Below are 16,851 nucleotides of genomic sequence, written 5' to 3' on the forward strand. Positions count from 1 at the left end.
GTAAATCGGTTGCGTCTGCGCTTCCGATCTCTGGCCCCACTCCGTATCTACTAGCCAGTCCGAGATACATTAAATCCGCCAACTGTGCATCAGTGGCATTAAGACGATCCCCCAACACAGGATATCCACCACGAGCATCAACTACCTCAGCACTGCTGTCTCCATCAGCAATAATGTCATTGACTCTGGTGTACAAATTATCTAATCCTTGTTTAACATTCGCGGCACCAGCGACTAGACCGGTATACGTGATGTTCTGCGCTGGATGCGCTGTAGTGGACGCTTCGTGTGCGTCAATGTCAGCCTGTGCCGCGCTCGCCGCTCCTGCTGCTGCGGAAATATTAGCATCACGTATCGCTAGTTGCTGATCAACATATGTTTTGCTAGCTGCATTCTGACCGGTTAAGGTAGCTGGAACTACACCGCCATCCTTAAACTGTTGCGTTATATTTACGCTCGCTTGCGTCATGTCCACACCCCCATAACATCTTCAATAACAGGGTAATCCGGGGTTTCATCGTTGGCTTTGTGAAACTCCGTAATCAACCCGTTGTACTTGCTTGTAAAGTTGTTGACCATCGTCACATCGTTGTACGCCTCTGCAATTTGAACTAGTGCGCCGTAGACTAAGAGTAGATGAAAGTCTTTGTCCAGGTCAGGAACCACCGTTAAATCCTCTGCCGTGAGCTCTGTAGGAGATACGTAATAGAACAGCGACATGCCACCCGGTACGTCTTTGTCAGGCGTTGGGTAAATCCCTATCCCATCCTTGCCAACAAAGTAATAGAACGGGATGTTCGATTCCTTTTTGCTGTCCTGGTAAATGTATTCCTGTCCCTCTACGACCACATCAGAAAGGTTTGTCCGAGGGAATGGAAGCGTATAGGCGAACACATCCTTTTGCAGATCGTAAATCGCCATGGTTTTAACCCGGAAGGTTGTCCGGAATAATTCGTTTTGGATTAGGTTGATCTTTCGTATCACGCTGTCATTGGACATGTTATGAGGATATTTCTCCGCGATTTCTTCCAGGATCTCTTGCAACGTCATTGTCTCACCCCTTAAATAGACAAAAAGCCCCTGTCGGGGCCGGTTGTCACATTACTTTTACTTCTTTTTTCACGCTGTCATCAATCCGTTGATTGATTTCCAACGTGCGTTTGTACGAATCGCGCCAGATTTCAGCGATTGCGACCGGAACCTTGGTAGGTACATCACGCGGCACTGTATAGATCACGCCGTTGAATCCGATCGGAACGACTTTATCATTTGGGTTTAACGGATCTCCCGGGATCGTAATCTCCACTTTTTCCATTTCCTTCAACTGTTGAGCGACTGATTTTTCATGTTTTGCAGCCAGCCGTTCCAAAGATTTCTCATCAAGCGCCATTTCTTCTTGTACCGTTTTTCTTGGTCCTGCCATGTTATTTCCTCCTTAAGTTAAAGGGAGCCCGTAGGCTCCCGCAGTTTTTTTATGCAGTTGCTCCAGATTCCAGACGTACAATTGCGAGTTCTTGCAGACGAACTGCAGCAAAAGCGCATTTCCAAGCGACCGTATTAAACTGGTTGAGCGGATCCGCAGAACCAGCAGAACCGGCAGGGTGAACGATGATCTCAGGTTTAACGCTACCCTCAATATCTGGGATTCCGTATGCCCCACGTCCAAGGAAAATCGTGCCATACACATCTGCATCATTGGCGCCGGATTCTGGGAATACAACACCGTTGTCTACCTCGTAGAACCGGATACCGTACAAGCGTCCGATAGAACCATCACGGAAGTCAGACGTTGCATTCTCAATGTTTGCTTTCTTCCATTCATCCAGTTGCATCAGGTCCATAGCAACGTCAGTATGAACGAGCGCTACATAGTCCGTACCACCGTTCGGCAACCGGATCGGTTTTACTTTGTTACGTTTCAAGGTGCGGCGAGCTTTCAGAATATCCAGTGCGGTGATTTTATCAGTCGCTTCGATTGCTGCACGGGACGTTTTGCCACCTGCATACATAACGTTTGTACCGGCAGACAGTACATCACGAACAATCACGTCAATGGATTCCCCTGCGTTCTCACCCATCAGTTCCGCAACTTCGGTCATCAGCGGATCGTAACCGGCAAGGTTGATAAATTCAGAAATCTTCGTCCAGTTACCGTATTCTTTTACAACCGCGTTGATCGCTGTAATATTAAGGTCCACGCCGTCCGGGGTTACACCTTCAGTCAGCGCAGTTGTTACTACGTTCAGAGAGTTCAAACGACGGAAATTTGTAGTTGCACCCTTACGTTTTGGAATGTTTTTCTTTTCCCCAAACTTGGTCCATACCAATTCTGGAATCAGACGTTCCAGCATAGCATCTTGATAATATGTGTGTTGCTCCGCTGTCAGCGCGTTTACACCAACGCCAGTGTTATAACCTTGTACATTTGTTGCCATAGTTTATCATTCTCCTTATCTTTCGCCTCGCTTCACAGCCTCCCGGAATGCTCTACGTTCCTCCGGTGACATTGCTGCATATCCGCCCGGATGGTCAGGAGCATCCGCTCCGAGAGAACCGGTTGCGCTTTCGGCGTTTTGTTGTAGTTTTCTCACAGCGTCTTGCTGTGCTTGTAAAGTAGCAGTTTTTACTCTTTCGTCATAAGTGACAATCTTATAAGCGTCCTCCAACGAATACCCGCGTTCTGCGGCACATTGGATTACAGCCTGTTTGTGTTTTGCGAAGTCAGGAAAGTTAGTCGTATCGCTTTCCATTGCGGAAATTTGCGCTTCGACCTTACGTAACGCCTCCTGTTCTTCGATTGTTCGGAGTTTTGTTTCATACTCCTTAAGCTTTTGATTCAGTGGTTGGAGATGATTACGGATTACATCCTCATCAACCCCTAATTTCTCAGCTTCTTCCTGGATGCGTTTGTCCATTTCAGCCTGTTCTAAGGCTTGCATGTAGCTGTCGTGGTCGGGATAGCCGTAAAATCTTGCAATTCGGTCGAGATTTTGCTGATACGTCTCAGCTGCCTTGGCTTTTTCAGCATATTCCTTCTCTAATTGCTGCCGGATTTGTTCCTCTCGCGCTTTCAGAGCCTTGGCAAAGCCTTTTTCATCGTTCTGAGCGGCGACCTCAGACTGTTCAACGCCCGTATTTTCTTGTTCCTGTACTTGTTCAGTCGTTTCTTCGGTTGGCTGTGTTTCCTGTACCTCGGCGACAGGTACGTCTTCAACGCCCGTTTGTTCAAAAACCTGATCTTCCACGGTAACTCCTCCTTGTTATGCGGCGACCATAACGATTCAACGCCCGAAATTGGGTAAAGCAAAGGCCCAACGCTGCACTGCGAAGGGCCCGTATTACATATTGACTAATGCTGGTTGTTGCGGCGGCATCGGTTGTGCCGGCTGTGTCATGGCTTGTTGATTCATAATCACCTGACCGATCAGCTGTAATTGCTGTTGCGGCTGCATCTGATCGAACATAGCCTTTTCCTGCGGCTGCATACTGTTCACAAACTGCTCGATTGTTCCGACAATGCCTTTCTGCTCGTCTAGTTCCTTTTGTAGTCTGTCACGGTAAGGAACAACATTCTTCGGTGCGTACTTCAGGAACTGCTCAAACGTGATGTAGCCGGACTTCAAGAAATCCTGCAAACTGGACAGCATGAGCGATTCAGAATAAGTAGATGATGGCCCCACATCGATACGCAGGTTAAGTGCCGTATCTTTGTAGTCAGCGCCATTAAACAACTCCGAATACTCCTCTCCATCATCATTCCTCAGAATGATTTGTCTCGGAAGATTGTATTTAACCTTCCAAAACTCTTCCCATATGCGGCCTACGTCCTCGATCAACCGATAGAAACGCCGCTTGATGGACTCGATTGGGATTGCCGCAGCCTTTTGCAAAAGCATGATCGCTGTAGCGTTTAGGTCAGCACTTGGTGCCGTACCGGTTGCCGCTTCGTCTGCCCCGGTCATTTGCCGGGTAAAGTCCAAAATGGACTCCACAAGGTTTATTGCAGTATTCGGAATGGATGCTGGCGTAAGATAGCGTACCCCCTCTCCTGACCCAGGAGGCGATTGGTCCTCAATAATCTCGCCGGGCGAGTTCGTAATCTTGCTTGGGTCGATTGCGCCCTTCTTGTAAACCACCTTAGGCCATCCTGTAAGCTGCACAGATAGGATCTGCATGGCTACAAGTGTGTTGATAGCCTTCTGGTTAGGGATAAGCCCCTCGGTATCTCCTACGCCAAATATGGACTTCTTACGGCGCTCCCATTGCATGACCGCAATCGGGTATAGTCGCATTCCGGTGTCAGTGTCCTTTTTGATCGTGATGCCCGATGCGACTTTGCAAAAGTGGACTGTACCGTCCTTACGCCAGTACTTTGTCAGCACCGTGACTTTACTGCTGTCGTTGAGCTCAACCATTGCCATGTCGTAACCCTGATCTTGCGTATCCTTATCCGGTTTAATCTGCTCGACCATCTCATTACTCAGTCCGTTAGCCTTGGCGTATGCCTTCACGTTATCGACCATCTCACGGCTGCTAATGATGATGTACGGCTGTTTCTGCACCTTACGCTGTTGCGGGTTGCCAGGGAAAAAGTTAATCGGGTCGATAATCTCCCCTTCCATTTCGCCTACCCACGGAAATCTAGTGCCTCCTTTTGCGTCAGCGTCCCAATAGTAGTGCCAGATCCCGGTTCCGGTGTTTGCAGCAATGTCCAGACCTTCCTCGTTAAGTTCGTCCTGCTTGATACGCTCCCAGGTAGCTTCCGAAAAGCGGCTAAATAAATCACCTGTGTCGATCTGTTCCTGATTAACCTCTGTTTCGTCATCCTCTTGCAATGAGAAGATCATTTTGATTTGCTCGCTCATGACGTTGGCAACCTTATGGGACTCAATCATTTTAATGACGTTGAACACAGGTCGTGGTAAAGCCTTGGTCTTTTGCGTAGCAGCAGGCCACTGATCCCCAGCCTTAAACCTTTCATACTCGGGCCACTTATCAATAAAGCCCATCCTACGCTTGTAAGACAGGCCATCTTGATACTGCTTGTTCACTTCCCTTGCGGTCATGTCTGCCGCTTCTGTAACTGCCATCATGCACCTCCTTCCTTAGGCGATCCATTAAGCCATTCGTTAATGAGATTAGCAACCTCTTCCTTTTGAGCCGGTGACATTGGCTTAGCCTCGCCTATAAACTCCCGCATCTTGGCGTTGATAAGCTTAATTGTGTCCTCTTCAAGGTTGGGGAGTTTGAGTAGTTCCCCCAATGTAGATACTTCGTCTACCACGATATATACTCACCTCCAGTATGTTCCTCTGTGCGGAATGGGAATGGTGTTTCTGCTGACGTTGGTTCTGGCAGATCACCGCTAAAATAAATAAACCGATGTAGCGCCTGAGACATGGCGTCTACTTGATCGTCGTGCTTACCATTCGGGAAGCTCGCTGCTTCCTCGACAAAGTCATGTACCCATTCAGCATGTCTCGGTAGATAAACATTCCCGCTTTCGATATATGCTGACACCGCATTAACCCGGGCAACCTTGCCGCCTTCAGGATTAACCGGTATGATACCGCCAATCTCACGTTGTAACGTGGATATGATCGCTGAACCATTGGCCTTGTCCTCAACCAATTTCCATGTGGCGTCTGGATGCTTATTGTGCATGTTCCTGATCGTCTGTATTGTTGCCATGAAGTTCATTTTGGCTCGTACCTGTTCGATCAAGTACATGTCTGCCCTGTTCTTGCCCCAAACTTGGATAACCACATAGTCACTGTCGTCACTATCCTTGAATGTTGCATCTATGCTTATGAGCTTGGACGCCATGTGTGGCAATACATCGTAATACTGCCACCAGTGACGTTTCAGCATGTTACCCTCTTGGCTGGTTGGTCGCCCCTGATATAGAGCATTGAATGACGATGGGTAGCCCTTACGCACCTCAATAAAGTCATAGCCATAACGTTCAGGCCAAAGCGGTTCCCCCGGTTGCCTGCCTAGCATGTCGTATTCTTCTGCCTCTAACGGCAAGTTGATGATCTGCCACGGTAACGGTTTCGCATACTCGGGATTCCTCAATCTACCGCATAGATCATCTTCATGCCAGCGTGTCATGATCAGTATCACGATGGCTCCCGGATGGATCCGCGTTGAAATCGAATCCTGCCATTCTTGCCAATGCTTTTCGCGTATGGTCTCAGAGTTAGCCTCTTCACGGTTTTTGATCGGGTCGTCTATGATAATGCAATCGCCCCAGGATGATCCGGTAACACCGGACATGATACCGCGCGACATCATACCGCCACGCGTTTTCTGCCCGTTTACAGCTATGGCCCATTCACTCTTTGACTGTGTATCTCTCGCAACCTCAACGCCAAAAAGCTCCAGACCGTAACGCTGGATCTTATCTTTATTCCTGCCACCAAACTTCTCAGCAAATCCCTCGTTATAACTTACCTCTATCACACCTTCATTAGGAAAGTGACCTAGAAAGTAGCTCGGGAATGTCTCGGTAATGTGCATGGACTTTCCATGCTGCGGCGGCATCGAGATTTGATAGTATTGCGTTTCCATCGGAATCTCGCCGGCAAACATCTTGTGTCGCTTAACGATTGCATCATTTAGCATCCTGCAGATGAATTCTCCGTGCCGCGTGTACGTGTAAAGAGATCCATGCGTATATCTCACATACTCGTAATAATCATGTGCTGCTTTATATTTATCCTCTGCCTCCAGAAGTGCGATGAGTTCAAGTTCCTCGCTTACGGATAAGCTCATCAATTCTCGCCCTCCGTTCTTCTGGCGTCATGTTGGTTACATCCGTGTTCATGTTGTGGTTAGTCGCTTCAACCTGTTGCTTATCGGTCCATCCTAATTGTTTCAACGAAAAAACGGCCATTGTTGGGTTATACTCCCCGATCAATGTACCGCGCTCCAGCCTTGCTTCTTTTTTTGCTATAGCGATTTTTCTTAGAGTGGAAAATTCGTCTTTATCGTAGATCAGTGTCTTGTCAATCTCATTCTGATACGCAAATTCAGCGATGATCGGCAATTCCGTTTCCCTGATGTATTCCCTGAACTTCTCAACGAGCTCGCTAATATGATCATCACTGTATTTTGGATTTCTACCAGCTGAACCTTTCTCCACGACTTCATCCATGTCGATAATTACATCCTTTACCTTTCTCCATGAAAGCCCTGTTTCTTTAGCGATGGCGTTCGTTGTCTTACCCTCGGCTAACAGGGCCTGTATGCGTTCCTTTTTTTCTGGCGTGACCCCTGTTGCCATACTCTCACTCCCTTTCAGTGGTAATATCCTTTGCCTATGGCACTTAATAAGCCACGGACATAATCATTAGTTGTCGGGTAATCGCTTATGATCAGCTTAGTTGGTGGTACCACCTTAAACGGTTCTTTCTTTACCTCCGTTAGTTTGGAGTATAGGTATAGTTCTTGAGGTGTTCCTTCGAGTGTTCCGTCTTTATGTAACTTCATAACAATTCCCCTTTCCGGCCCCCGCTTCGCTGTGATGATTCGGTCGCATCGATGGCCTCCGGCCTTCTTGCACACGTTTCTCATATGCCGCCACAAGATGCATAGCAGATGGTTCAAAAAACTTTAGCATATCTCCGGTGTACTCTCGGCGGATACGCTCCAAATTTTCTTTTGCCCTTTTTAGCATCTTTTCGTCGTGCGTCATGGTACAACTCCTTGCGATCAATTCATAAATAAGTCGATGCAGTTGATAATGAGTGTAGCCAATAGCAATATGAGTGTTACGTTGGCTAGCTTATTACTCATGTCCTCAACTCCTTATAAATAAAAAGAGCAGCATCTCTGCTACTCCCTCTCTGATTCTATAAAGTTTTCAAAATCAATCTTCATCCATGTTGGAACGTCAATCGAGTACGGCGAAACGATTTTCATGATCTTTACACTATGCACGTGTGCCACAATAACATTGCGCTGATCACCATGAACATAAACCGTCTGCTCTTTTTGCAGTATGCTTTTGATTTCCCCTATGCCCAAGTCGATAGAGTGACCTTCAGCAGCGTATTCTTTCGCCTCTGTCGGGTTGGCCTGAACGAATAACTTTCTTCCTTCAAACCATACTTTTGGTATAAACACCGATTATTCAACTCCCTTCACGGAGTATTTTACAACAAAAAAATATGTTTTTTTTGGTTAATATGTTTTTTTTCGGGACGGGTTGCGCGCGTTCGCTGCCCGCCCCATAGGCCAGAAACGGTTAAGGAAATAGTGTGACCCGCGATTGCGCAATCACCGGGGATCATCAACTGTTCCCTATGGTATTATTTTAGCATTTCCCGTGTCGCATTTGTGAGCAATAATGATGCACGAATATTTTTTTAAAAAACTATTGACGCCCGATAACGGGCATGATATATTATAGACAAGCCCGATGACGGGCGCAAAGAAAAAATAAATTGTCGCTCACATTAGTAAGCGACCTGAGGCGAGAACTTTGGTCGGTCCCTCGCCTCTCCATAATACCAAATTAGGAGAGTGTTGAAAATGTACGAGGTAGGAAAGAATGTGAAATTCTTGGATGGCTCAGTTTATGTGGTCGAAAGTTTGTACACACTTTCGCCAGAAGAAATGCAAAAATATGAATTGTACCACGCGCACAGAGTAAGAATGAGAAAAATTAGTGGCCATGGTCCTGAAAAAATCGATTTTGCAGTAAATAGAGGGGAGTGATGAGGTTAAAAATGAATCTGTTAGAACAGATTATGGGAACTGAGGAGGCCGCCAAACTTTGGGGCCTCTCTCAGGACCATATCAAACGCTTGTGTCGTGAGGGAAAAGTAAAATGCATTCGTATAGGTAAAACTTGGGTGTTAGATAAAAATCAGCCTAATCCAGTTCAAAAAAATAGTTGTTGACATAGTCATACAATTGTTGTATGATATAGTCATACAGAAAGAACAGTTAACAACCAATAAGCCGGAGATACCGGATGAGGGGGAAAGGATGAATTGAAATGAAAACAATCAAATTACAATTTGTTGAAACGCAAAAGAATGATCCAATGACTAAAGACACATTCGTAATTGCTGATTCTGATTACAGCGTATCACAGTTTTCTTTCGTCCACGATGCCGAGGATTATGTATTGCCAGAAGGTTATTCTGTTGGCAAGACGGTAACAGGCGAAGTCGCCATATTCGACCACAAAAACGAGCATTGCGAATTAGATGCATACGGTAAAACACCACGCTTATCGTCGGTCACAGGTCAAGTTCTGTTGTCCAAAGCGTCAAAGTAATTCCGCCCCTGGTTGGATTATCAGATGCGGCGAAGGTCCTCGGTTGGGATCGTCGCCGTGTCCAAACTTATCTTAGCCGAGGGGCGTTTCCGGAACCCATCCAAAGACTAAGCAACGGTCCTGTATGGACGCTGCAACAAATCGAGGATTTCAGGGATTCGCGAAAATGAGGAACTGACCAAAGCAAAAACGCCTGACGGAAGTAATCCGCAGGCGTTTTCTTTTTGCAATGACTTACTTTTTATTATTTCAATCCACGCCCGCTAGAAGCGGACGACAAGCGCGTTCGGCACTTCCGTACCGCGCAAATTGATTATAGCATTACCGGTGTTATTTGTAAATATTCTCTTTAAGCCGGTTCTTTAAACGTCCAATTCGGATCAAACATATGGTCAATGTTGTTGATCTCCATGTAATCTTTACTGATCGGGAGCAATGCCTTGGAAAGCTTATTAATTGCCTCTCTGTGCCACCGTCCTACCGTTGTCCGATGCTTGTGCAATATGTTGGCAATTTCATCTAGGTTCATGGTATTTCGTTCTAAGTATTTACGCATGATTACCGTTCTCTGATCATCGTTAAGGACATAATTAACTGCCGATTCAACCATTGTCACGATTCGCGTATAACGTTCCCGGTCATAAGCTGTATCGTATCTACTGATGTGTTTTGGCACTCGCTCGGAATAAATCGGTCTAATATTTGCTGGATTATTTACCGTTTCATCTACACCAAGGTTCATCAGCGCAAACTTATACGATCGGAAATCCGTCAGCAATTTTGTTACCGTGTTATTGTCCATATAGCTACCCTCCTTGTGATAAGGGCAGCTTACGCCGCCCCTTTGATCTCACCAAACACAGCTTTTTCCAACGCCGCTACTCTTTCTTCGAGCGTAAGTGCTTGATCTGCCACTTCTCCGTCCATGTCCCCTTTAGCCATGTCACTGACTGGGGTCTCGGTATCTTCTTCAGTTTGAAACACTGGCGGTGTTAACTCCATCCCTTCCCCAGCGTCCACTTCCACACTCTCTTGAGCAAGTTTGGCTTCGTATTCGGTGCGAAACACTTCCGCCTCTTCGGCGGTAACCTCCCGATACTTCCCTTTTTCGAGATAACCAAATTCGATCTCTTCGCCGGTAGCCGCGAGCTTAGCTGTATATCTGGATTGCTTAAAGTCCAATGGTTCAACGTCATAGATCGCTGGCTTAGCCGCTTCTGCAGCCGCCTTCGCCTCCAAAAACTGCTGCATCGATTCGCCGATATCAATCACCTTAGGGGCATTCACAGCGCCTACGGCAATTTCTTTCCGCAGATCGTCGATTTGCGATTTCAAACGTTTTATTTCTTTCTTCGCTTCTTCCAGTTCTGCGGCCGCGGCGTCACGTTTAGCTTCGGCGTCCGCCAACTTGTCCGCAAGTTCGTACTTCTCCTGCATCACTTTCTTGAGACTGACCTGTATATCTTCTTTCTCCGCAGCGACTTCATCCAGTAATTCTAGCGCCTTGTTCCTTGCTTCCTTTTCTACGTCCAGTTCTTTTTTTGCATTTTCAACCGTTTCTAGCAAACTTTGCTTCCAGGCGGTTGATACGATCCTGTATGCCATCTCTGCCATTTCAGGATTGCTGATGTCAAACAACTCTCTTAGAGGTGTCCCGTTAATAACCATATCGTCAACCGTGCTCATAATGGCCTCTTCGGCAGCAGCCTTTTCTTCTTCCTCGATCTTCTTTGTTAATTCTTCAATTCGTGCTTTCAACGCTGCAATTTTCCCCGCATCTGCTAAACTTCCGCGTTGATTTTCCGTGTTTAATTCATATTTTGCTTGTTCCAATTCTTGAACGTAATTACTCATTTTTGCACCTCTCCCGATATTTAGTTCTTTATACTTATTATACTACATTTTGTGGATATAATCATTGTTTTTCTTTTGATAACTCAATATTTTGTATGATTTCTTGCTGGTTTGTTGGTTGACTTTTTGTTGCGTTGTTTTTTCGAACTACGCAACATCGGTTTTCATAAACACAAGCCAATGCGTCTTGCTCCGCTTGTTTCCAAATAGCGGTTTGTAACCAATAGCTTCGAGTACTTCCTTCAACGAAACCTGGTCTTCATTCCATTTGAAAATCAGTGTTCCGTTCGGCTTCAACACGCGCATGCATTCGGAAAATCCTTGCCTAATATCGAATTGCCATAGTTCGTCTAACTTTCCGTACTTCTTGGCCAACCATGATTCTTCACCGGCCTTAACCAAATGCGGAGGGTCGAATACGACCAGATAGAAAGAGTTGTCTTCAAACGGCATATTCCGAAAGTCCGCAATAACATCTGGGTTAACATTGAGTGTTCGACCATCACATAAAACGTCATTAAGCTGCCGATTGTCCATGTATATAACGTCTTCATGTTCCTTGTCGAACCAAAACATTCTGCTTCCGCAACAAGCATCGAGTATCTTAGCCATCTGATTCACGGCTCCTTTCCGCTATTACGCTTTATGTGTCTACTCTGCATCAAGCTCCAACTTCACGATTTAGTTTTTTGTACACATGTCCTTTAAACCACTTAGAAGGCTCTCTGTGACGTTTTACACTTCGCCCTAGTATTTGCTTGTCCAAGTCGATTAAACGCCCTACAACGGCTCCTGTTTCGTCTATGAGCGTATATCCGTCATCACTCAATACGTAGCAGTACATCATCCTACTTTTCCTCCCATCGACCTCGTTCTTTGGTGACTACCTTGAGCACAATATCAGGGTACTTGGAGTCAAACAATGTGCGCCTAAGCGGGAAGTCCCTTGCTATGCACCCTTTCACGTCCTCTACGATCAACTGTCCCGATTCATCCCGATACATGAAGTCCGCTTTATACTTGTGCCCCCGCTTCTTCTTGCCGAACTTTTTGAATGGTTCGATCAGGACAAATTCCGGGTGCGGCTCGAGATCGGTTATAATGCCGGCACGCTGCAATAGTTTAAGATGCTGATACCTTTCGGCTTCCATGAGGCTATCAAACTCTATACCATCTCGCTGAGTTTTCTTGGCGCCGTATTTGTTTGCCCTCAAGCCGCACCACCTCCCTTACGTTTCCTTGGTACCTTGCTGTTAAGTGGCAGGATAGGCGGTCCGTACTTTTCGATCACCTCAGCCAGCTCCTCCGGTGAAAGTTTACGCTTGACCAATGTTTGCTCGGCTCGTTTGAGCTCCGATCGGTCGAGTTTGATGGTTGGTGTATCTAAGCGCGGGATAGCGGTGTGTTTTTTGTAGTTGCTGTGATAAAACATCTTCATCCTCCCCTTTTCATCAGTTCATGGTTTACCTGTAACTTACTTAATCCGAGTTGTCTTGCAATCTGGCTGCGCGGGATCTTCTGGCGGCGTAACTCGATGATCTTGCTTACGGTGTCATCGGGTAAAGGTTCATGGAGCGCTGCCAATAGCTCGTCCGGCCCTGGCACTCTGTCACGTGGCATCACCTGTCGTATAACTGCGGTCTGGTTCATGTTACGCCGGTTCGCGCTCTTCTTTTTTGCCACGTTTACGTGCCCCCATTTCTTCTGCCAACTTGATTAGGTTGGCGTATTCTTCGTCCGAGATAGCTTGCCCGGTATTGGGCTGTACAACTTCAATCTGTGGTTTGCCGCTTTGCGGTTTGTATACTCCTGGTGATGGCTTAGGTAGGATCTGCTCGAGTTTCGTTTTACCTTCGCTAATCCAACCTTGTAATGTATTAATTGCGTAATTGATATGTTTACCTGCAGCTTTCTTGATTGCCGTTTCAATCACTTCGGTTTCAACTACACCGATGTAGGAATAGATTTGGTCTAGTCCGAATAGTGTAGTTTTAACAGAGTGTTCGTTCGTTAATTTTAAAAATGAGTCCTTAATAGGATCGGAAGGTGGGGGGGATTCAGTTCCCTTCCCTTCCTCTTCCCTTCCGTTCTCTTCAGTTCCCTTCTGTTCAGTTCCCTTCCCTTCAGGAGGAAAAGTTGGGAAGTTCCCGGAATTTCCGGGAATGTTCCGTATTTCATTGGATTTGTCAGGTGGGTCAGGGAATTTTGAGCGAGTTCTTTTATGTAATCCCTGTTGATGTTTCTCGAAATTAGTCACTTGGATTACTTTTTCCCCATCAACTTCATACCAATGAATCAATCCTTGATCATGCAACCTTTGTATTGAATCTCCAACCTCTTTTATTGACTTATCCAACATTGGAACAACCAAAGCCTTAACTTTTGCTGGTGATCCAGCTAAACGACCAAAATCATCAGTATGTGGTATAATCCAAGTAAACAGAAGCATGTCGAAGATGTCCGGCAACATATTTACTTTTTCAGAGATAGATATCACCTTTGAAATCATTCTTTTTTCAGCCACGGTTCACACCGCCCATTTTTTCTTATTCTGTTCATACTCCTCGTATTCGCGGATCTTCATCTTGCTGTAACGGATCCGTTCTTTGTTCCATTCGATTGCGCCGTAATCGTCATACTTTTCTGCGAGTTCCAGGTCCTTTACGGCTCTGGCTAGTTCTTCTTCCCATATTGCTTGTTCTGGTGACATATATATCCCCCTTTCAGGACTTATTCGGGATTCAAATTCGTTATACATTTTCCAAGTCACGATCTAAGTACCACTCTGTTTTTGGGCCATCTACCATACCTTCGATTTTTTCAGTCGTCTGAAATAAGTACACGCGAGTGGTAGTTCTCGGGATGAATCTACATCCCAATACTCTCCCTACCGTCCCTTTCGGAAACACACTTTCATGGATTGTTCTCACAGTCGCTTTTTCGCTATCGTCGTATAACACTCTTTATCTCTCCCTTTGGTTTGGTAAATTGATTTCTGCGTAGTGGGTGACACCTGTAAATAAATATTCCTGATCTTCTTCCCACCACTGTTGACCATTCACTTTGTCTGAATCCAAATATGCGCTTATAACACGTTTACCGTTTGTAACAAGGTACACTTTCCAATGTTGAGGTGGATTCATTGGATCGTATTTCTTCCAGTCGATCATTTGTCGCCCTCCTCAACACACGCCGGTAGTACACACCAATTGCAATATGGCTTTCCTTCGATCCGATATTTTACCGATAACTTCGTTTTGCACTTTGTACATGTGAGTTTCTTTTCTCTCCAGTTGGGAATTGGATGAAATTTTTTCACTTTGTTCCCTCCTCTGGATAAAGTGATGCCAGAACATCCTCCAAACCATTACATGCTGTTCTAAATGCTTCATGATTTATATTTTCTATCGCCGCTTCTATCGCTTCCCTTAGCATCTGTTCCCGTGCCTCTGCCTGATCTGCCCGTTCTTTCTCTGCGTTTAATCTGATGCGCAATCCCAATATTTTTCTTTGTTCTTGTTGGTTGACTTCACAAAGTTTTTTCACTTCTTGGAGCCAGTAAGGAGCCACATTATAAATAATGTGATTCACTTCATCGATTGTGTACCTTGGCTTTTTTTGCAACAGTTCCATATCCTTGTGCCAGTCTCTAACCTGTTTAGTCACTCTCTATCACCTCAAGACACGAAGGAGTCCAATGCCCTCCGCAAATGTCGAGTGAGAAATGGAGAAATGGTTCAGTATATACTTCTTTTACAACTGCTTCCCTTCCAATCCATTCTCTTGACAGCGCTGAAATTATTTTCACCTTATCTCCCGGATTTATGGTTGGTAAGGGGATGGAATCAATTATCCCAATACGCGAATTATTACTTTTGATGCGATCAATAACCCATTGCAACGAATCTGACCTGCCGCGACTATAAGGATTTTGGCCCTCCCAGTTGTTCTTCTCTTCTTCGAGAAAATTCACCAGCCCTTCTGCATCGATCACCTTTCCCATTACTCTCTTACCTCCCCTAAACGCAAGCCGGTTCCTCCGCATTCTTCACACACCGCATCATACGAATATTCATATCTCGAGAAACCTGACCCGCCGCATTTTTTGCATTCAGAGGTAACATATTCTGTTTCTCCTAATGTTAACTTTCCCATTACTCTCTTACCTCCTCTAATAGCTCTGGATTGTCAAAACGGTTGCCGATAACTTCGTAGCTGACTACGCTTGGATCACTTTCCGATTTAAGCCATGATAAAGCATTCATATCGCAATCGACCCAAGGTTCTAAGTCGAATGCTGGATAACCCTCGTAAGCCTGGTATGTCACTACTCCAATGTAAAACGGTTTATCCACATATGACTGATCAAATGTGATTTTTAAGATATCCCCTTCATAGATATCATTTCCGTTGCGGTCTTTAAGGCCTGTGTATTGCATGAGGATGTATTGGTCGGAACAATCATCCTCTGTTTTTCCTCCGCCGCCATAATCTGACCATTCACCGATTTCAAAAACCTCGCCGATACCAGAAATCCACATTTGGCAGAGTTGAAATGACTCAGCTTGTATCATTACGTTGTACTCCTTATTCCAAGCCCGAAACTTATATTCTCTCATCCTTGTATACCTCCTATACCCTGGCCCCCTGAGTGGGGGCCGTAAGGTGCGTTATATTTTTGTACTGCGTCATAGTATTGTGATTTCTTTTGAAAATACCGTACCTTTTTCGGTAACAAACACGTCTATTTCGTCTACATTCATATCATCAATTTCTTGATAGGATCGGCACTCTGAGCAACCATATTTACATGCAGCTACATACTTTTCAATCTTTTACGTAGCTATCAAGCTGTATAATGGGTTATTGCCCTTTAAGGTGTGATATGGCTTTACGGACGATATCTCTTGTATCCGTTCATTCATGGGATTGTGCCTCCTTAACCTCTACGTTTTATAAAATTAAGCGCCTGTTTCCCCAAAAATTCTGTATAAGCTGGCGGTATTGCTTCGGCAAGCTCGGCACGAGTCATCCAGTCAATTCCTCCCAGTGCAAAGCCCCAGTATAGTCTAATCTGCTTCGCGTTAAGACCTCTGACTCCACCACTTCCACAAATGGATATGCTTCCATCCTCACCAATGCCATTCCCAGCTGCCGGGGTCTTCATACTCACTTTTGGTTGCTCCGGCGCTACCAGCGGTATGTTGCTCTCAAACCAACGTTCGCGTTGGGTGTACAGGTTTTTAAATTGGGAACCGTATAGCTTTAATGGGTTGATAAGTGGTGCACCTGCGACATTTTCGATGATGTACGGCTTTCCCGTTGCAATCAGCAATTCTCTCGTTTCTGGAATCAAATCCTTGTGTTCTCCATATTGACCGCCGTTACGAGCCAACGACAAGCTTTTCGCCTTGCTGTGTGCCTGACACGGAGGACTAGCTGCAATGACCGCGAACTGTGATACAAATTCCTTGTCCTTTAATATTTCAAGCGCATCAGCTTGAATGAACTCGTATGGGTAGTTTGGCTGTGGATTAATATCTACGCCCACAACTTCAAATCCTGCTCTAGCATATCCGGCAGAGCATCCACCTGCTTTACAATATAAGTCCAATAATTTCGGCTTCATTTTCTTCTCTCCCTTGCTTCACTATTTGTGTCTTTACTGCATCTCTGTTCTTAGCTTTTGTTTTTGCCTCACCTGG

General features: G+C 45.5%; 27 protein-coding genes. 3 read left to right on the top strand and 24 right to left on the bottom strand.

Annotated features, from left to right (window positions below; translation table 11 throughout):
- The 11 genes from RW092_RS00005 to RW092_RS00055 form a co-directional block, all read right to left on the bottom strand.
- The coding region (locus tag RW092_RS00005) for a hypothetical protein (RefSeq protein WP_316009151.1) at nt 1–469 on the bottom strand (469 nt) is incomplete at its 3' end.
- Nucleotides 466–1,050, bottom strand: a complete 585-nt coding sequence (locus RW092_RS00010) for a phage adaptor protein (protein WP_316009152.1) — start codon at nt 1,048–1,050, stop codon at nt 466–468. The genes RW092_RS00010 and RW092_RS00005, both read right to left, overlap by 4 nt.
- 46 nt (nt 1,051–1,096) lie before the next feature.
- Complete coding sequence (locus RW092_RS00015) at nt 1,097–1,423, bottom strand: hypothetical protein (RefSeq protein ID WP_316009153.1); 327 nt, start codon at nt 1,421–1,423, stop codon at nt 1,097–1,099.
- A 49-nt stretch (nt 1,424–1,472) separates the two neighbouring features.
- Nucleotides 1,473–2,435: a N4-gp56 family major capsid protein gene (locus RW092_RS00020; RefSeq protein WP_316009154.1), complete on the bottom strand. Its 963-nt coding sequence runs from the start codon at nt 2,433–2,435 to the stop codon at nt 1,473–1,475.
- 15 nt (nt 2,436–2,450) lie between these two features.
- The gene (locus RW092_RS00025; protein WP_316009155.1) at nt 2,451–3,245 is read right to left on the bottom strand and encodes a hypothetical protein; all 795 of its coding nucleotides are present in this window, start codon (nt 3,243–3,245) and stop codon (nt 2,451–2,453) included.
- Between the two features lie 93 nt (nt 3,246–3,338).
- The gene (locus RW092_RS00030) at nt 3,339–5,090 is read right to left on the bottom strand and encodes a portal protein (protein WP_316009156.1); all 1,752 of its coding nucleotides are present in this window, start codon (nt 5,088–5,090) and stop codon (nt 3,339–3,341) included.
- Nucleotides 5,090–5,284, bottom strand: coding sequence for a hypothetical protein (locus RW092_RS00035; RefSeq protein WP_316009157.1), 195 nt, complete (start codon nt 5,282–5,284; stop codon nt 5,090–5,092). The genes RW092_RS00030 and RW092_RS00035 overlap by 1 nt, the downstream gene beginning before the upstream one ends.
- Complete coding sequence (gene terL / locus RW092_RS00040) at nt 5,278–6,777, bottom strand: phage terminase large subunit (protein ID WP_316009158.1); 1,500 nt, start codon at nt 6,775–6,777, stop codon at nt 5,278–5,280. The genes RW092_RS00035 and terL overlap by 7 nt, the downstream gene beginning before the upstream one ends.
- Nucleotides 6,749–7,288 carry a hypothetical protein gene (locus RW092_RS00045; protein ID WP_316009159.1) on the bottom strand — a complete coding sequence of 180 codons (540 nt, stop codon included), beginning with the start codon at nt 7,286–7,288 and terminating at the stop codon, nt 6,749–6,751. The genes terL and RW092_RS00045 overlap by 29 nt, the downstream gene beginning before the upstream one ends.
- A gap of 192 nt (nt 7,289–7,480) precedes the next feature.
- Entirely contained in the window at nt 7,481–7,699 is a 219-nt protein-coding gene (locus RW092_RS00050) for a hypothetical protein (protein WP_316009160.1), read from the bottom strand.
- Nucleotides 7,700–7,839: 140 nt separating this feature from the next.
- On the bottom strand, nt 7,840–8,130 hold the full coding sequence (locus RW092_RS00055; protein WP_316009161.1) for a hypothetical protein: 291 nt from the start codon (nt 8,128–8,130) through the stop codon (nt 7,840–7,842).
- A 408-nt stretch (nt 8,131–8,538) separates the two neighbouring features.
- Between RW092_RS00055 and RW092_RS00060 the strand changes: the two genes are divergently transcribed.
- The 3 genes from RW092_RS00060 to RW092_RS00065 all read left to right on the top strand — a co-directional run bounded on the left by RW092_RS00060 (nt 8,539) and on the right by RW092_RS00065 (nt 9,292).
- On the top strand, nt 8,539–8,724 hold the full coding sequence (locus tag RW092_RS00060) for a hypothetical protein (protein WP_316009162.1): 186 nt from the start codon (nt 8,539–8,541) through the stop codon (nt 8,722–8,724).
- Between the two features lie 11 nt (nt 8,725–8,735).
- On the top strand, nt 8,736–8,909 hold the full coding sequence (locus RW092_RS23735; protein ID WP_410055492.1) for a helix-turn-helix domain-containing protein: 174 nt from the start codon (nt 8,736–8,738) through the stop codon (nt 8,907–8,909).
- Nucleotides 8,910–9,007: 98 nt separating this feature from the next.
- A complete protein-coding gene (locus RW092_RS00065; RefSeq protein WP_316009163.1) occupies nt 9,008–9,292 on the top strand; it encodes a hypothetical protein in 285 nt (94 codons plus the stop codon).
- Between the two features lie 349 nt (nt 9,293–9,641).
- Here RW092_RS00065 and RW092_RS00070 read toward each other — a convergent pair whose 3' ends face one another.
- From RW092_RS00070 to RW092_RS00130, 13 genes are all read right to left on the bottom strand, one after another.
- Nucleotides 9,642–10,094 (bottom strand): sigma-70 RNA polymerase sigma factor region 4 domain-containing protein, encoded by a 453-nt coding sequence (locus tag RW092_RS00070; protein WP_316009164.1) that lies wholly within the window; start codon nt 10,092–10,094, stop codon nt 9,642–9,644.
- 29 nt (nt 10,095–10,123) lie between these two features.
- On the bottom strand, nt 10,124–11,146 hold the full coding sequence (locus tag RW092_RS00075) for a hypothetical protein (protein ID WP_316009165.1): 1,023 nt from the start codon (nt 11,144–11,146) through the stop codon (nt 10,124–10,126).
- A 147-nt stretch (nt 11,147–11,293) separates the two neighbouring features.
- Nucleotides 11,294–11,758, bottom strand: coding sequence for a class I SAM-dependent methyltransferase (locus tag RW092_RS00080; protein WP_316009166.1), 465 nt, complete (start codon nt 11,756–11,758; stop codon nt 11,294–11,296).
- 236 nt (nt 11,759–11,994) lie between these two features.
- Nucleotides 11,995–12,360, bottom strand: a complete 366-nt coding sequence (locus RW092_RS00085) for a DUF1064 domain-containing protein (protein ID WP_316009167.1) — start codon at nt 12,358–12,360, stop codon at nt 11,995–11,997.
- The gene (locus RW092_RS00090; protein WP_316009168.1) at nt 12,357–12,584 is read right to left on the bottom strand and encodes a hypothetical protein; all 228 of its coding nucleotides are present in this window, start codon (nt 12,582–12,584) and stop codon (nt 12,357–12,359) included. The genes RW092_RS00085 and RW092_RS00090 overlap by 4 nt, the downstream gene beginning before the upstream one ends.
- Nucleotides 12,581–12,766, bottom strand: a complete 186-nt coding sequence (locus tag RW092_RS00095) for a hypothetical protein (protein ID WP_316009169.1) — start codon at nt 12,764–12,766, stop codon at nt 12,581–12,583. Before RW092_RS00095 ends, RW092_RS00090 begins: the two co-directional genes overlap by 4 nt.
- A gap of 31 nt (nt 12,767–12,797) precedes the next feature.
- Nucleotides 12,798–13,670, bottom strand: a complete 873-nt coding sequence (locus RW092_RS00100; protein ID WP_316009170.1) for a DNA replication protein DnaD — start codon at nt 13,668–13,670, stop codon at nt 12,798–12,800.
- 3 nt (nt 13,671–13,673) lie between these two features.
- Complete coding sequence (locus RW092_RS00105) at nt 13,674–13,856, bottom strand: hypothetical protein (RefSeq protein ID WP_316009171.1); 183 nt, start codon at nt 13,854–13,856, stop codon at nt 13,674–13,676.
- A gap of 253 nt (nt 13,857–14,109) precedes the next feature.
- The gene (locus RW092_RS00110) at nt 14,110–14,316 is read right to left on the bottom strand and encodes a hypothetical protein (protein WP_316009172.1); all 207 of its coding nucleotides are present in this window, start codon (nt 14,314–14,316) and stop codon (nt 14,110–14,112) included.
- Between the two features lie 145 nt (nt 14,317–14,461).
- On the bottom strand, nt 14,462–14,779 hold the full coding sequence (locus RW092_RS00115) for a hypothetical protein (RefSeq protein ID WP_316009173.1): 318 nt from the start codon (nt 14,777–14,779) through the stop codon (nt 14,462–14,464).
- A gap of 25 nt (nt 14,780–14,804) precedes the next feature.
- Nucleotides 14,805–15,149: a hypothetical protein gene (locus tag RW092_RS00120; RefSeq protein ID WP_316009174.1), complete on the bottom strand. Its 345-nt coding sequence runs from the start codon at nt 15,147–15,149 to the stop codon at nt 14,805–14,807.
- A gap of 151 nt (nt 15,150–15,300) precedes the next feature.
- Entirely contained in the window at nt 15,301–15,765 is a 465-nt protein-coding gene (locus tag RW092_RS00125; RefSeq protein ID WP_316009175.1) for a YopX family protein, read from the bottom strand.
- Between the two features lie 320 nt (nt 15,766–16,085).
- Nucleotides 16,086–16,775: a DNA cytosine methyltransferase gene (locus RW092_RS00130; protein ID WP_316009176.1), complete on the bottom strand. Its 690-nt coding sequence runs from the start codon at nt 16,773–16,775 to the stop codon at nt 16,086–16,088.
- Between the last annotated feature and the right edge of the window lie 76 nt (nt 16,776–16,851).

The organism is Paenibacillus sp. 3LSP (genome assembly GCF_032465655.1).
Taxonomy (GTDB): Bacteria; Bacillota; Bacilli; order Paenibacillales; family Paenibacillaceae; genus Fontibacillus; species Fontibacillus barengoltzii.

Coding starts and splice junctions, on each gene's coding strand:
- RW092_RS00065 (WP_316009163.1), top strand. CDS start 9,008: ATGAAAACAATCAAATTACAATTTGTTGAAACGCAAAAGAATGATCCA.
- RW092_RS00115 (WP_316009173.1), bottom strand. CDS start 14,779: ATGGAACTGTTGCAAAAAAAGCCAAGGTACACAATCGATGAAGTGAAT.
- RW092_RS00010 (WP_316009152.1), bottom strand. CDS start 1,050: ATGACGTTGCAAGAGATCCTGGAAGAAATCGCGGAGAAATATCCTCAT.
- RW092_RS00030 (WP_316009156.1), bottom strand. CDS start 5,090: ATGGCAGTTACAGAAGCGGCAGACATGACCGCAAGGGAAGTGAACAAG.
- RW092_RS00095 (WP_316009169.1), bottom strand. CDS start 12,766: ATGCCACGTGACAGAGTGCCAGGGCCGGACGAGCTATTGGCAGCGCTC.
- RW092_RS00020 (WP_316009154.1), bottom strand. CDS start 2,435: ATGGCAACAAATGTACAAGGTTATAACACTGGCGTTGGTGTAAACGCG.
- RW092_RS00075 (WP_316009165.1), bottom strand. CDS start 11,146: ATGAGTAATTACGTTCAAGAATTGGAACAAGCAAAATATGAATTAAAC.
- RW092_RS00060 (WP_316009162.1), top strand. CDS start 8,539: ATGTACGAGGTAGGAAAGAATGTGAAATTCTTGGATGGCTCAGTTTAT.
- RW092_RS00015 (WP_316009153.1), bottom strand. CDS start 1,423: ATGGCAGGACCAAGAAAAACGGTACAAGAAGAAATGGCGCTTGATGAG.
- RW092_RS00080 (WP_316009166.1), bottom strand. CDS start 11,758: ATGGCTAAGATACTCGATGCTTGTTGCGGAAGCAGAATGTTTTGGTTC.
- RW092_RS00045 (WP_316009159.1), bottom strand. CDS start 7,288: ATGGCAACAGGGGTCACGCCAGAAAAAAAGGAACGCATACAGGCCCTG.
- RW092_RS00120 (WP_316009174.1), bottom strand. CDS start 15,149: ATGGGAAAGGTGATCGATGCAGAAGGGCTGGTGAATTTTCTCGAAGAA.
- RW092_RS00130 (WP_316009176.1), bottom strand. CDS start 16,775: ATGAAGCCGAAATTATTGGACTTATATTGTAAAGCAGGTGGATGCTCT.
- RW092_RS00090 (WP_316009168.1), bottom strand. CDS start 12,584: ATGAAGATGTTTTATCACAGCAACTACAAAAAACACACCGCTATCCCG.
- RW092_RS23735 (WP_410055492.1), top strand. CDS start 8,736: ATGAATCTGTTAGAACAGATTATGGGAACTGAGGAGGCCGCCAAACTT.
- terL (WP_316009158.1), bottom strand. CDS start 6,777: ATGAGCTTATCCGTAAGCGAGGAACTTGAACTCATCGCACTTCTGGAG.
- RW092_RS00050 (WP_316009160.1), bottom strand. CDS start 7,699: ATGACGCACGACGAAAAGATGCTAAAAAGGGCAAAAGAAAATTTGGAG.
- RW092_RS00105 (WP_316009171.1), bottom strand. CDS start 13,856: ATGTCACCAGAACAAGCAATATGGGAAGAAGAACTAGCCAGAGCCGTA.
- RW092_RS00125 (WP_316009175.1), bottom strand. CDS start 15,765: ATGAGAGAATATAAGTTTCGGGCTTGGAATAAGGAGTACAACGTAATG.
- RW092_RS00110 (WP_316009172.1), bottom strand. CDS start 14,316: ATGATCGACTGGAAGAAATACGATCCAATGAATCCACCTCAACATTGG.
- RW092_RS00070 (WP_316009164.1), bottom strand. CDS start 10,094: ATGGACAATAACACGGTAACAAAATTGCTGACGGATTTCCGATCGTAT.